The sequence below is a fragment of the Pseudomonas sp. Pc102 genome (assembly GCF_018408275.1).
Lineage (GTDB): Bacteria > Pseudomonadota > Gammaproteobacteria > Pseudomonadales > Pseudomonadaceae > Metapseudomonas > Metapseudomonas tohonis.
Genome location: NZ_AP021905.1, coordinates 1,414,187 through 1,427,867, shown reverse-complemented (window position 1 = coordinate 1,427,867; position 13,681 = coordinate 1,414,187). Strand labels below are relative to the sequence as shown.

Annotated in this window: 11 protein-coding genes and 1 pseudogene; 10 read left to right on the top strand and 2 right to left on the bottom strand. The window is 64.5% G+C overall.

Features of this window, described 5'->3' with window-relative positions; genetic code table 11:
- Window positions 1-51: 51 nt before the first annotated feature.
- The 9 genes from PHLH3_RS06755 (at window position 52) to PHLH3_RS06715 (ending at window position 9,832) form a co-directional block, all read left to right on the top strand.
- Window positions 52-975 (top strand): NADP-dependent oxidoreductase, encoded by a 924-nt coding sequence (locus PHLH3_RS06755; protein WP_213628654.1) that lies wholly within the window; start codon window positions 52-54, stop codon window positions 973-975.
- A 201-nt stretch (window positions 976-1,176) separates the two neighbouring features.
- On the top strand, window positions 1,177-1,692 hold the full coding sequence (locus PHLH3_RS06750) for a phage infection protein (protein ID WP_213628653.1): 516 nt from the start codon (window positions 1,177-1,179) through the stop codon (window positions 1,690-1,692).
- Window positions 1,693-1,818: 126 nt separating this feature from the next.
- Window positions 1,819-2,727 carry an AraC family transcriptional regulator gene (locus PHLH3_RS06745; RefSeq protein ID WP_213628652.1) on the top strand — a complete coding sequence of 303 codons (909 nt, stop codon included), beginning with the start codon at window positions 1,819-1,821 and terminating at the stop codon, window positions 2,725-2,727.
- Window positions 2,728-3,242: 515 nt separating this feature from the next.
- On the top strand, window positions 3,243-3,710 hold the full coding sequence (locus tag PHLH3_RS06740) for a BRO family protein (protein WP_213628651.1): 468 nt from the start codon (window positions 3,243-3,245) through the stop codon (window positions 3,708-3,710).
- Window positions 3,707-3,958 (top strand): hypothetical protein, encoded by a 252-nt coding sequence (locus tag PHLH3_RS06735; protein WP_213626083.1) that lies wholly within the window; start codon window positions 3,707-3,709, stop codon window positions 3,956-3,958. The genes PHLH3_RS06740 and PHLH3_RS06735 overlap by 4 nt, the downstream gene beginning before the upstream one ends.
- 831 nt (window positions 3,959-4,789) lie before the next feature.
- Complete coding sequence (ccoG, locus tag PHLH3_RS06730) at window positions 4,790-6,208, top strand: cytochrome c oxidase accessory protein CcoG (RefSeq protein ID WP_173178735.1); 1,419 nt, start codon at window positions 4,790-4,792, stop codon at window positions 6,206-6,208.
- 77 nt (window positions 6,209-6,285) lie between these two features.
- Window positions 6,286-7,695: a GntR family transcriptional regulator MpaR gene (gene mapR / locus PHLH3_RS06725; RefSeq protein ID WP_213630440.1), complete on the top strand. Its 1,410-nt coding sequence runs from the start codon at window positions 6,286-6,288 to the stop codon at window positions 7,693-7,695.
- Window positions 7,696-8,007: 312 nt separating this feature from the next.
- Window positions 8,008-8,205: a hypothetical protein gene (locus tag PHLH3_RS06720; RefSeq protein ID WP_111263385.1), complete on the top strand. Its 198-nt coding sequence runs from the start codon at window positions 8,008-8,010 to the stop codon at window positions 8,203-8,205.
- Window positions 8,206-8,359: 154 nt separating this feature from the next.
- A complete protein-coding gene (locus PHLH3_RS06715; protein ID WP_213628650.1) occupies window positions 8,360-9,832 on the top strand; it encodes an inorganic phosphate transporter in 1,473 nt (490 codons plus the stop codon).
- Window positions 9,833-9,893: 61 nt separating this feature from the next.
- On the opposite strand, the gene PHLH3_RS06710 is transcribed toward PHLH3_RS06715, so the two are convergent.
- Window positions 9,894-11,384 carry a helicase HerA-like domain-containing protein gene (locus tag PHLH3_RS06710; protein ID WP_213628649.1) on the bottom strand — a complete coding sequence of 497 codons (1,491 nt, stop codon included), beginning with the start codon at window positions 11,382-11,384 and terminating at the stop codon, window positions 9,894-9,896.
- A 118-nt stretch (window positions 11,385-11,502) separates the two neighbouring features.
- Here PHLH3_RS06710 and PHLH3_RS06705 point away from each other — a divergent pair.
- Window positions 11,503-13,379, top strand: a pseudogene (locus PHLH3_RS06705) (methyl-accepting chemotaxis protein).
- A 94-nt stretch (window positions 13,380-13,473) separates the two neighbouring features.
- Here PHLH3_RS06705 and PHLH3_RS06700 read toward each other — a convergent pair.
- Window positions 13,474-13,662, bottom strand: coding sequence for a hypothetical protein (locus PHLH3_RS06700; protein WP_213628648.1), 189 nt, complete (start codon window positions 13,660-13,662; stop codon window positions 13,474-13,476).
- Between the last annotated feature and the right edge of the window lie 19 nt (window positions 13,663-13,681).

Below are 13,681 nucleotides of genomic sequence, written 5' to 3'. Positions count from 1 at the left end.
CGGCACCCCGGATGGCGCCGGCGAATCCTGCCCTTTGACCCAGAGACTCTTATGAAAGCGATCCAAGTAGCGCAATACGGCCAGGCCGAAGCATTACAGCTCAAAGACGTTCCCGACCTTGCACCGGACGACGACCAGGTTTTGATCAATGTCGCGGGCAGTGGAGTGAACCCAATCGACTGGAAGATTCTGTCCGGTGCCATGAAGCAGTTCATTCCCTTGCCATTGCCTTACACACCGGGCGTCGAGGTATCGGGAACAGTGGCCGCCGTTGGCAAGAACGTTACCGACTTCGTCGTTGGCGACAAGGTGTTCGGTTTCATCGGGATTGTTGGCGGGTATGCCACGCAAGCACTTGCAAGCGCAGATCGGCTCGCTCACACCCCCAGTAACCTCTCGTTGCAACAGGCCGGCGGCGTACCTGCTGCCGCGTTGACGGCGTGGCAAGCATTGCATGAACACGCCCTGCTCAAGGCCGGGCAAAAAGTACTGATTCACGGCGGCGCCGGTGGCGTGGGCAGCTTCGCCATTCAGTTGGCTCACCTTGCAGGCGCGTACGTGGTGGCCACCAGCTCCGCAAAAAACCATGAGTACCTGCGCTCGCTTGGCGCGGACGAGGTCATTGATTACACCTCGGTGCAGTTTGAAGACCAGGTTGCGAATGTCGATGCCGTAATCGATCTGGTGGGCGCACAGACGCAGGCCCGCTCCTGGCGCGTAATCAAACGCGGCGGCGTTCTGGTCTCCCCCGTCAGCGCGCCAGATCCGCAAATGGCGAGCGCCTATGGCGTCACTGGCAAACATTTCGCTACGCGCTCCGATGGCCGCCAGCTGGCAGAAATTGCCGGGCTCTTCACGGCCGGCAAGCTCCAGCTCCAGGCTCAGGTAGTAGCGCTCAGCGAGGTTGTCGACGCCGTGAAACAGAGCTGGGCCGGGCACACGCGGGGAAAAATCGTGCTGGATGTCAGCCGTTGAAAAACCGGGAGAGGGCCCTGCACAGGGCCGCTCCACTCTCGCCGTTTTTGCTGCCTCATTGGCCGTCTCGCATGCGCCGCAGGATTGTGCAAAACACTCGCAGGAAGCGAATAACGACCCAAGGCGGGTCGCCGTACTCTGAGCCCAAGCAGAAAGCAAACAGCTACTGCCACCGGCAATCAGAGCAACCAGGCCTGCGACATGAAGGCCGCCATCATTCTCTGCACTGACCACCCGGTAACTAAAAACCTCACTATTTCCGGAGTCGCTGTCATGAAAAACCTCAACAAAATGATGATCGCCGTGGCCCTGTCTGCAATCAGCGCGGGCTCGATGGCTCTGTCGATGAATGCCTCGGTGGCCGAGGGTGGCGCAGAGCGCAGCAACGTAAATCGCATGGCCGAAAACGGCAGTGAACGCTCCAAAAGCCTGCGTGTAGCCGAAGATGGAGCGGATCGCTCCAAGGGGCTGCGTCTGACTGAGGGTGGTGCTGACCGAGTGAACGCTGATCGCGTGGCCGAAAACGGCAGCGAGCGCGCCAAGAGCCTGCGTGTAACCGAAGATGGAGCGGATCGCTCCAAGGGGCTGCGTCTGGTTGAAGGCGGTGCTGACCGAGTGAGCGCTGATCGCGTGGCCGAAAACGGCAGCGAGCGCTCGTCAGGTCTGCGCGTGGAAGAGGACGGTGCAGCACACCGAGCCGCTGGCAAGATCGTCTGAGCACGACAAAAAAGCCCGGCGTTATCGCCGGGCCTTTTGCCAGTAAAAGTAGCAAAACAGCGTCTACCAAGCGGCGAGCAATAGAAATATCCTTTGGGACCGGACATCCAAAAGGGAGTGAGAAAGGTGAACGATCTAGACGCAGAAATTATCCGACGCCGAGCTGAACTGGCCGCAACGATGCAGCGATTCGCCCCGGAGTACGGTGTATATCAAACGGCTATTTCGCCCCTTCACTTCATCCGCAGCGATGCGCCCACCGATACGATCCATACCATTCACAAGCCAGGCTTGTGCATCATCGCGCAAGGACGCAAGGAAGTTCGCCTGTGGGATGAAAGCTATGTCTATGACCCGCTGAATTACCTTGTGGTATCGGTCACCTTGCCGTTGGCAGGGCAAGTGATCGAGGCGTCCCCCGAGAGCCCCTACTTGTGCATACGCCTGGACATAGACCCCGCCGAGATCGCGCAGCTTATCGCCGACGTCAGCCCTATCGGCGTTCCAGCCCGCGAACCGAGCCGGGGCCTGTACCTCGACAAGATCGATACCACCTTGCTCGATGCGATGCTGCGCCTGGTGCGGCTGCTGGATACTCCGGCTGATATCCCGGCACTGGCCCCCCTTGCGCTGCGCGAGATTTTCTATCGCCTGCTCAAAGGCCAGCAGGGCCAGCGCTTGCACGAGATCGCCATCGCCGATAGCCAAACCCACCGGGTTACCCGCGCGATTGAATGGCTAAACCGCAACTACGCCAAACCCCTGCATATTGATGAACTGGCCAGCTACGTGAATCTGAGCATTTCAACCCTTCATCATCGTTTCAAAGCCGTCACCGCGATGAGCCCGTTGCAATACCAAAAGCAACTTCGTTTACAGGAAGCACGTCGCCTGATGATTTCCGAAGGGATGGACGTTTCAGCAGCCGGCTTCAAAGTGGGTTACGAAAGCCCCTCACAGTTCAGCCGGGAATACAGCCGGATGTTTGGTGCTCCCCCCAGCAAAGACATCGCAAAGATTCGGTCGATAGCGTAGTCAACTCATTTATTCCCCTTCAACCCATTCGCAAAGCGATAGGACTTATTTACACGTGCCGGATGATGACTAGGGATACAACTAGCAGAAACGGTAACGAGTTTACGTCTATTGTTGGCCGATAACTGCCAGTCACGAGCAGCAGCCCCACCAGATGAATGTTGGCTTGCTTCCCCCTTCCCCGCGATCCATCTGGCGAACTACTGCCACACCCTTGCCCTCCCACTCCCTCCTCCCTATCCTCCCCGAGCCACGGTAAATCCCGTGGCCGGGTTTGACAGCCCGAAAGCAAGAGGCGCGATTGCGCCTCAACGGTGCATGCGGAAGCGGCGAATTGCTTCTGCAGGCCCTTGCTCGCATGCAGTTTTCAACTGCAACGCTATATGGCGGATCGCGTGGGGAGACCCTCGTGGTCTGCCGGGTCCTCTTGCCTCGGTCTGTCAACCCCGCGCGATCTGCCACCCTCGATGACAGCGCGGGTGGTGGAGTCTTCCTATCGCAAGAGGAGATTCATCATGAAAAACGCATTCACCCCCCTCGTTTTCTATCACCACCACCAACGCCTGCGCGCCGTGATGGTCGACAACCAGCCCTGGTTCGTCGCCCATGATTTCGCGCAGTTGATCGGCCTCGCCGATGCCCTTCCCTTGCTCCCGACCCTGGAGCCTCACCAGCAGCAAACCCTCGCCCTCATCTACACCGACGGCTTCCACGAAGAGGTGGTGGTGATCAGCGATATCGGCGCCTACCGGGCGCTGTTCCAGTTCGGCACGCCCAGGCACGGCAATGTGGGCCGCTGGGTGAACGAGGTGCTGGTGCCGACGCTGCATGACTATCACCGCACGCCCGATGCGGCCCCCACGCGTGAAACGCTGATCTACGAGGGCCGGCAGTTGGGTGTAGTGCGCTGGCAGGGTGAGCTGTGGGTGGCCTGGCGGGATTTGCCGCTGTTCATGGCCGGCGGCCAGGAGGTGTCGGTATGAGCCAGGAGGTTGCGGAACGCCGGCTGCGGCAGTGGGTGGATCGGATGGAGTCGCGGTTGAACACCGTGCATGTGATCGCCGAGATCATCCGGGACAACGCAGGCCTGCGCGAGGGAATCCCCGGGCCCTACCTGGATGAGGTCGGTGAAGGCGCCTTGATGGATGCGATGGTGGACCTGTGCCGCAGCAACCAGCAGGAGTTCTGGCAGTTGATGAAGCTGGAGCAGCTGGCGTTGTGGAAGAGCTGACCTGAGCCTGGCCCCTCTCGGATCGGGAGGGGCCTTTGGGGCAACGGGGTTGCCCTTGTACGGGTGCTCTGGATGGACCGCGCGGGAGAAGTCTTTCACGAGTAAAAATCCACGCTCGTGGAAGGTGGCTTCGCTTTTGCCCGTCTGGAAGGGTCGCAATCAGGCCTCGGAGCATGCAGCCGCCGCTCACTCCGGACGTAGGGTGTGCTGCGCGCACCTCGGACTCGCCACCAGCACCGCGCTGAATGCACCCGTCATGCACATGTGGCCCTGTTGCAGACAGCCTTGCGCGGGAACTCCCCCGCCCTCTGTCGAGTGGTTTCCCGCATTCGCGAGGATTACGGGGGTTGGCTGGGCGCCCGGATTTGTACCGTCACCCTCGCGAACGCGGGGGCCACTGAAACGTTGTGCCATGCAGATTCGGGCACCGCTGCGCGAATGAAATCGATCCCACACCGCTGCGGCACTCCATGGTGCTGCTCCATCCGGACGATGCGCCTGCACAGGTGCGGGGCGAAGCCTTGCCGGTCCTCATCACGTGCTGCTGGTGCGCGAGTACGCCATGGGGGTGGAACAGCGCCGGCCGGGGTCAACCCCTGCCAGGCGCAGATCGCCAACTGCTATCGCCCGGTGCTGCGCCTCTAGCGCTGCGACCTATTGCCGCGCATGCCGCACGGTGCACCCGGGCTACGCCCGGAACCACGCGCCTTGCGGCATGAGCGGTCATCCCGCTCCATCTGATACGGTTTTTGTCCGTTCACCTGAATCTGTTTCCAGTATCAGCCTCTCCCTATAGTCCGCCTCGCCGTCATAGCCCAAAAGGCCAGCATCATGAGCGAGATGATTCCCGTCAGGCAGGTAGAGGTCGTCCAACCGAGTCGCCCCGCCGCCGCCAGCAAGTCCCTTTACGCCTCCAGTGCCCCCATCCACACCCGCAGTTTCACGGGACGGTTCCGCAACTTCCGCCTGCTCGGCGCGGGGCTGCTGTGCCTGTTGTTCTTCGGCACCCTCTGGTTCGACTGGGATGGCCGCCAGGCCGTGCTCTGGAGCCTGGAGGACAGCAAGTTCTACATCTTCGGCGCGACCTTCTGGCCGCAGGATTTCATCCTGCTTTCGGGGCTGCTGATCATCTGCGCCTTCGGGCTGTTCTTCATCACGGTGTTCGCCGGCCGCGTCTGGTGCGGCTACAGCTGCCCGCAAAGCGTCTGGACCTGGATGTTCATGTGGGTCGAGCAGCGCACCCAGGGCGACCGCAACCAGCGCATCAAGCTGGCCGCCGCCCCCTGGGGCGTGGAGAAGGTGGCGCGCAACGTCGCCAAGCACGGCCTGTGGCTCGCCATCAGCCTGGCGACGGCGGTGACCTTCGTCGGTTACTTCACCCCGGTGCGCGAACTGGCCACCGAGCTGGTGACCCTTCAGGCCGGCGGCGTCTCGCTGTTCTGGGTGCTGTTCTTCACCGCCGCCACCTACGTGAACGCCGGCTGGATGCGCGAGCAGGTGTGCATCCACATGTGCCCCTACGCCCGCTTCCAGAGCGTGATGTTCGACAAGGACACGCTGATCGTGTCCTACGACGCCGCCCGGGGCGAGTCCCGTGGGGCGCGCAAGAAGGGTAGCGACCCGAAGGCCCAGGGCCTGGGTGACTGCATCGATTGCACGGTGTGCGTGCAGGTCTGCCCCACCGGCATCGACATCCGCGACGGCCTGCAGATCGCCTGCATCGGCTGCGCGGCCTGCGTGGACGCCTGTGATTCGGTGATGGACAAGATGGGCTACGCCCGTGGCCTGGTGGGCTACAGCTCGGAACGCGCCCTGGAGGGCGGCCACACCCACCTGCTGCGGCCGCGCCTGATCGGCTACGCCACGGCCCTGGTGCTGATGATCGGCGCCTTCGGCTGGCTGCTGGCCTCGCGTTCGGAAATCTCCGTGGACGTCATCAAGGACCGTGGCATGTTCCGCGAGAACGCCGCCGGCGAGATCGAGAACATCTACAACCTCAAGCTGATCAACAAGACCCAGCTCAGCCACCGCTACCGCCTGGAGCTGGCCGAGGGCGAGGGCCTGCGCCTGCAGGCACCGGCGGAGGTGAGCATCGAGGCTGGGGAGATCCTCGAGCTGCCGGTCTCGGTGGCGCAGGAAGACGACACCCTGGGCGGCGGCTCCCGCGAGCTGGTGTTCCGCATCACCAGCCTGGACGGCGACACGGCGACCGCCACCGCCGACAGCACCTTCGTCAGCCCGAGGCGCTGAGCATGGACGGCGCAGCTGGCGGCGTCCCGACGCAGCGCTTAGAGTGGGCGGCCCAGGCCGCCCACCCGCAGGACAAGATGAAGCGCTACGAGAAATTCGCCGACGAGATCGCCGAACTGATCCGTACCGGCGTGCTCGCACCGGGCCAGAAGGTGCCCTCGGTGCGGCATGCCAGCCGCACCTACGGCGTCAGCGCCTCCACCGTGTTCCAGGCCTACTACCTGCTGGAGAGCCGTGGCCTGATCATGGCCCGCGCACGCTCCGGCTACTTCGTCTGCCAGCACGTGCAGCGCCCGCTGCGCGAGCCAGAGGTGGCCAGCCGCGAGGCCGCCACCACCGAGGTGGACGTCAGCGAGCTGGTGTTCTCGGTGCTCAGCTCCATCAAGGACCCGGACACCGTGCCCTTCGGCTCGGCCTTCCCCAGTCCGGAGCTGTTCCCCCTGCAACGCCTGGCGCGCTCCATGTCCCACGCGGTGCGGGAGATGGACCCGCGCTCCACCGTCGCCGACATGACGCCCGGCAACCACGGCCTGCGCCGGCAGATCGCCCTGCGCTACATGGTCGGCGGCCTGCCGCTGTCCATCGAGGAGCTGGTGATCACCAACGGCGCACTGGAGGCACTCAACCTCTGCCTGCAGGTGGTGACCCGCCCGGGCGACCTGGTGGCCATCGAGTCGCCGGCCTTCTACGCCAGCCTGCAGGTGCTGGAACGGCTCAAGCTGAAGGCGGTGGAGATCCCCGTGCACCCCCGCGAGGGCATCGACCTGGAAGTGCTGGAGCGCAGCCTCGAACAGTTGCCGATCAAGGCCTGCTGGTTCATGAGCAACTTCCACAACCCGCTGGGGGCGAGCCTGGCCGAAGCGCGCAAGCGACGCCTGGCGGAACTGCTCAAGCAGTACCAGGTGCCGATGATCGAGGACGACGTCTATGCCGAGCTGTATTTCGGCCAACAGGCGCCCAAGCCGGTGAAGGCCTTCGACAGCGAGGGCCTGGTGATGCACTGCAGTTCGTTCTCCAAGAGCCTGGCACCGGGCTACCGGGTCGGCTGGGTGTCCGGGGGGCGCTATGCCGGGGAGATCGAGCGGCTGAAGCTGATGACCAGCATTTCCGCCTCGGTCCCGGCCCAGGCGGCCATCGCCGACTACCTGCAGCACGGCGGCTACGACCGCCACCTGCGGCGCCTGCGCTACGCCCTGGAAAGCCAGCAGAACGCGATGCTCGCCGCGGTCGCCCGCCATCTGCCGGAGCAGACCCGGGTGAGCCGTCCGGACGGGGGCTACTTCCTCTGGCTGGAATTCCCCGAGCAGGTGGACTCGCTGCGCCTGTTCCAGCTGGCGCTCGCCCAGGGCATCAGCATCGCGCCGGGGCCGATCTTCTCGGCGACCCGGAGCTTCAGCAATTGCGCACGCCTGAACTACGGCCACCCCTGGACGACACGCAGCGAACAGGCGATGGAAACACTCGGACGTATCATCCGCAGCCTCTGAACATGCACCAGGGAAGTGCACGGCGAGTGCAACGAAAGTTGAACTCGTCGTGCCTTCGGCTTTCTATTCGATAGAGCTTCTGGTGAGTTTCCCTATATACTTCGCCGCCCCTCCGAAGTTAGCCGGCTTAATTGCGCGAAGGCGCGGTGCGCCTGGCTCTCGGTGGTGTGTGAAAGTCGACCGGGAGGGTCGCTGAAGAAAATGGAACGGCCGTCCGGCCCAAGTCCATGACAGGCGAAAGTTGCAGAAGGCCCTCGCGCCTTCCATCGCCGGAAACTCAAGACCCATTATTCAGACCAAGCGGATCAACACGTGACGAAAGACGAACTGCGCGCCGAACTCGAGCGCCAGGAAAAACGTTACAAGGATGTCTACGGCGGCGAAGTGACCACTTACGCCGCGCAGCCCGAACCCGAACGCAAACCCTGGCGCAAGCGCCCCACCTACCAGGACCAGGCCTTCGAGCGGGAAATCCAGAAGATCGAGAAAGAACTCGGCCAGGACAGCTGAAACGATTTCGAACAATGCCCTGCATGGCCCTGATTTACTGGGCTGCGCTGCCGTGACGCAGTGGCAACGGGTACCGATCGGCGGTCAGACGCTGGGCGCGGGCCGGTTTTCTGGCATAATTCGCGCCCCCTAACCAGCCTGTCACTAAACCTTCATGTTCGATCTCTTCAGCGGGCTTGATGCCTGGCTGGTGCTGAGCCTGTTGCTCGCCCTGGCATTCGTCCTGACCTTCGAGTTCATCAACGGTTTCCATGACACCGCCAACGCGGTCGCCACGGTCATCTACACCAAGGCCATGTCGCCCTACCGCGCGGTGGTCCTCTCCGGCATCTTCAACTTCCTCGGCGTGCTGCTGGGCGGCGTCGGCGTCGCCTACGCCATCGTCCACCTGCTGCCGGTGGAGCTGCTGATCAACGTCAACACCGGCCACGGCCTGGCCATGGTGTTCTCGCTGCTGGCGGCGGCCATCACCTGGAACCTCGGCACCTGGTACTTCGGTATCCCGGCCTCCAGCTCGCACACCCTGATCGGTTCGATCCTCGGCGTCGGCCTGGCCAACGCGCTGATCAGCGACCTGCCGCTGGGCGAAGGCGTGAACTGGGGCAAGGCCATCGATATCGGCCTGTCGCTGATCTTCTCGCCGGCCGCCGGCTTCATGGTCGCGGCATTGCTGCTGCTGTCGCTGAAGTGGCTGTACCCGGCGTCGAAGATGCACAAGACCCCGGAGACCCGCAAGGAAGTCGACGACAAGAAGCACCCGCCCTTCTGGAACCGCCTGGTACTGGTGCTTTCGGCCATGGCCGTGAGCTTCGTGCACGGCTCCAACGACGGCCAGAAAGGCATCGGCCTGATCATGCTGGTGCTGATCGGCATCGTCCCGGCCAAGTTCGTGCTCGACCTGAACAGCACCACCTACCAGATCGAACGCACCCGTGACGCGGCCACGCACCTGAGCCAGTTCTACCAGCGCCACACCGACACCCTCGGTGAGATGCTGGCCCTGGGCAAGGCCACTCCCAGCGAGATGCCGCAGGCGTTCCGTTGCGATCCCAAGCAGACCGAAGCGACCATCGCCGGGCTGATGACCAACCTCAAGGGCGTGGCCAGCTACACCGACATGAGCGAGGCAACCCGCGTCGAGACCCGTCGCTACCTGCTCTGCCTGGACGACACCGCGAAGAAGGTGGGCAAGCTCTCCGACCTGCCGGCGCGCGAGAAGGCGGACCTGGAGAAGCTGCGCAAGGACCTGACCGCCACCACCGAATACGCCCCCTTCTGGGTGATCATCGCGGTGGCCCTGGCCCTCGGCATCGGCACCATGGTCGGCTGGAAGCGCGTGGTACTCACCGTCGGCGAGAAGATCGGCAAGCAGGGCATGAGCTATGCCCAGGGCATGAGCGCGCAGATCACCGCCGCCGCCGCCATCGGCCTGGCCAACATCTACAGCCTGCCGGTATCCACCACCCACGTGCTGTCATCCGGCGTCGCCGGCACCATGGTCGCCAACAAGAGCGGCCTGCAGGGCGGCACCGTGCGCAACATCCTGCTGGCCTGGGTGCTGACCCTGCCCACCTCCATGGCCCTGGCCGCCGCGCTGTTCTGGATCTCGACCAAGCTGTTCGTCTGATCCCCTCAGCCATGAAAAAGGGCGCCTCAGGGCGCCTTTTTTCGTTGCGGCGAGAACCCGGCTAGCGGCGCTTGCCGCCCAACAGCGAGCCCATCAACCCGCGTACCAGTTGCCGGCCCAGCTGGTTGGCCGCCTGGCGCACGGCGGTCTTCATCGCCTGGGTGGCGAGGCTGCCCAGGAGTTCGCCGGCGGCACCGGCGAAACCCGCATCCGCCTCGGCGGGCCTGGCCTTGCCCTTGGCCTCGGGAGCGGCCGGCACCTCGGCGGCGCGGGCGGTGAGGATCTCGTAGGCGGACTCACGGTCGATCGGCTTGTCGTAGCGCCCGGCCTGGGGCGAGGTGCGCACCCGCTCGGCGCGCTCGGCCTCGCTGAGCGGCCCGATGCGCGACTGCGGCGGCGCGATGGCCACGCGCTGCACCATGGCCGGCGTGCCCTTTTCCTCCAGCGTGCTCACCAACGCTTCGCCTATGCCCAGTTCGGTGAGCACGCCGAGGCTGTCGAAGGCCGGGTTGGGACGAAAGCCGTCGGCGACCGCGCGCAGGGATTTCTGTTCCTTGGCGGTGAAGGCGCGCAAGCCGTGCTGGATGCGCAGGCCCAGCTGGGCCAGCACCTCGTCGGGCAGGTCGCCGGGGGACTGGGTGACGAAATAGACGCCGACGCCCTTGGAGCGGATCAGCCTCACCACCTGCTCCAGGCGTTCCTGCAGGGCACGGGGCGTGTCGTTGAACAGCAGGTGCGCCTCGTCGAAGAACAGCGCCAGTACCGGTTGCTCGGCATCGCCGCGCTCGGGCAGCTGCTCGAACAGCTCGGCCAGCAACCAGAGCAGGAAGGTGGCGTAGACCTTCGGCGCCTCGTGCACCAGCCGGCTGGCATCGAGCAGGTGGATGCGACCACGACCGTCGCGGTCGGGGTGAAGGATGTCCTCCAGTTGCAGTGCCGGCTCGCCGAACAGCGCATCGGCGCCCTGCTGCTCCAGGGTCGCCAGGCGCCGCAGCAGTGCCTGGGCGGAGGCACCGGCGAACAGGGCGCGGTCCTCGCCGAGCAGTTCGGGGTGTTCGCGCAGGTGGTTGAGCAGCGCCTTCAGGTCCTTCAGGTCGAGCAGCAGCAGGCCCTCGCGGTCGGCCACCTGGAAGGCGGCATAGAGCGCGGCCTGCTGGCTGTCGGTGAGTTCCAGCAGGTTGCCCAGCAGCAGCGGGCCCATTTCGCTGAGGGTGGTGCGCAGCGGGTGGCCGCTCTTGCCGGCGACGTCCCAGAGCGTCACCGGGTAGGCCTTGCTCTGGTGTTCGAGCCAGGGCATCGAGGCGATGCGTTCGGCGACCTTGCCCTGGGGCGCGCCGGCGGCACCGAGGCCGCACAAGTCGCCCTTGATGTCGGCCGCGAAGACCGCCACGCCCGCATCGCTGAAGGCCTCGGCGAGGCGCTGCAGGGTCACTGTCTTGCCGGTTCCGGTGGCACCCGCGACCAGGCCGTGACGGTTGGCCAGGCGCAACGCCTGGGTGATCGGCTGGCCGGAGGGGTCAGCGCCAAGAATTATCGATCTGGATGCAGGCATCTCGCCATCCTCAAGCTTTACTGGTTCTGTACCGACACAGTGTTCAACGCCGGATCCGTTCATAAAAAACCGGTGGCCCGCCAAGACTGGTACCTGCCTCAATCGGACGCAAGAAGACATGACCAAGAACCTGAAGTTCAGCCACAAGATCCTGCTGGCAGCCTCTCTGGTAGTGATAGCGGCGTTCTCGCTGTTCACGCTCTACAACGACTACCTGCAACGGAATGCGATCCGCGAGGATCTTGAAAGCTACCTCAGGGAAATGGGGGACGTGACCTCAAGCAACATCCAGAACTGGCTTTCGGGCCGCATCCTGCTGGTGGAGAACGTCGCGCAGAATATCGCCCGGCATGCCGAGGCCGAATCCGTGACCTCGCTGCTGGAGCAGAAGGTGCTGGCCTCGACCTTCGCCTTCACCTACCTGGGCAGTTCGGACGGCTCCTTCACCATGCGCCCGGACAGCGCGATGCCGGAAGGCTACGACCCGCGCACCCGCCCCTGGTACAAGGACGCCATGGCCGCCGGCGCCACCACCCTGACCGAGCCCTACATCGATGCCGCCACCAGCACGCTGATCATGACCATCGCCACGCCCGCCGGGACAAGGGCGTGGTCGGTGGCGACCTGAGCCTGGATACGCTGCAGCAGATCGTCAATTCGCTGGACTTCCAGGGCATGGGCTACGCCTTCCTGGTCAGCGAGGACGGCACCATCCTGGTCCACCCCAACAAGGACCTGGTGATGAAGAAGCTGGCGGATCTCTACCCGCAGAACACGCCGCGCATGAGCACCGACTTCTCCGAGGCCGAACTGGATGGCCAGGCGCGCATCCTCACCTTCGCCCCGATCAAGGGCCTGCCGACGGTGAAGTGGTACATCGGCCTGTCGATCGACAAGGCCGAAGCGTTCGCCATGCTGCGTGAGTTCCGCACCTCGGCGATCATCGTCACCGTCATCGCGGTGGTGATCATCATTGCCCTGCTGGGCATGCTGATCCGCGTGCTGATGCAGCCGTTGTTGCTGATGGGCCGCGCCATGCAGGACATCGCCCAGGGCGAAGGCGACCTGACCCGCCGCCTGGAGGTGCATTCCCAGGACGAGTTCGGCGAGCTGGCCCAGTCCTTCAACCAGTTCGTCGAGCGCATCCACTCCTCCATCCGCGAGGTCTCCGCCACCACGCGCCAGGTCAACGAAGTCGCCAAGCTGGTGCTGTCGGCCTCCAACTCGTCGATGAGCAACTCCGACGAGCAGGCCCAGCGCACCAACAGCGTCGCCGCGGCGATCAACGAGCTGGGCGCCGCCGCCCAGGAGATCGCCCGCAACGCCGCCGACGCCTCGCACCAGGCCTCCGATGCGCGCAACCAGTCCGAGGACGGTCGCCAGGTGGTGGAGAAGACCATCATCGCGATGAGCGACCTGTCCGGGAAGATCCGCGCCTCGTGCGGCAACATCGAGACGCTGAACAGCAAGACGGTGAACATCGGGCAGATCCTCGAGGTCATCAAGGGCATCTCCGAGCAGACCAACCTGCTGGCGCTCAACGCCGCCATCGAAGCGGCCCGCGCCGGTGAAGCCGGCCGGGGCTTCGCCGTGGTGGCGGACGAGGTGCGCAACCTCGCCCACCGAACCCAGGAGTCGGCGCAGGAAATCCAGAAGATGATCGAGGAGCTGCAGGTAGGCGCGCGCGAGGCGGTCAACACCATGACCGAGAGCCAGCGCTACAGCGAGGAGAGCGTGACCATCGCCAACCTCGCCGGCGAGCGGCTCTCCAGCGTGACCCAGCGCATCGGCGAGATCGACGGGATGAACCAGTCCGTGGCCACCGCGACCGAGGAACAGACCTCGGTGGTGGAGTCGCTCAACATGGACATCAACGAGATCAACATGCTCAACCAGGAAGGCGTGGAGAACCTCCAGGCCACCCTGCGCGCCTGCGCCGACCTGGAGCAGCAGGCTGCGCGCCTGAAGCACCTGGTGGACAGCTTCCGCATCTGATCGGGATCGCTGAAAGGGAGGAGGCGCCTGCGGGCGCCTTTTTCATTCGGGAGGATGGCCCTGGCAGGGCCCGGCGCAGCGGGAGCGCCTTGCGCTACGGGGCGTCGCCCTCGTCCCCGGGCGGTTGCGGCTGCTCCTTGCGCACCCGCTCCCACAACTCCGCGGCACCGGGAAAGTCGGTGCCGTTCTCCTCGGTCAGCTCATCGGGGTCGTAGCGGCGCACGCAGCCCTCGCCGAGGGTCGGCGGCGGGCTGGAGGTACCCCGGTTGCGTGGATCGGTCATGCCGGCCTCCCGACGCCAC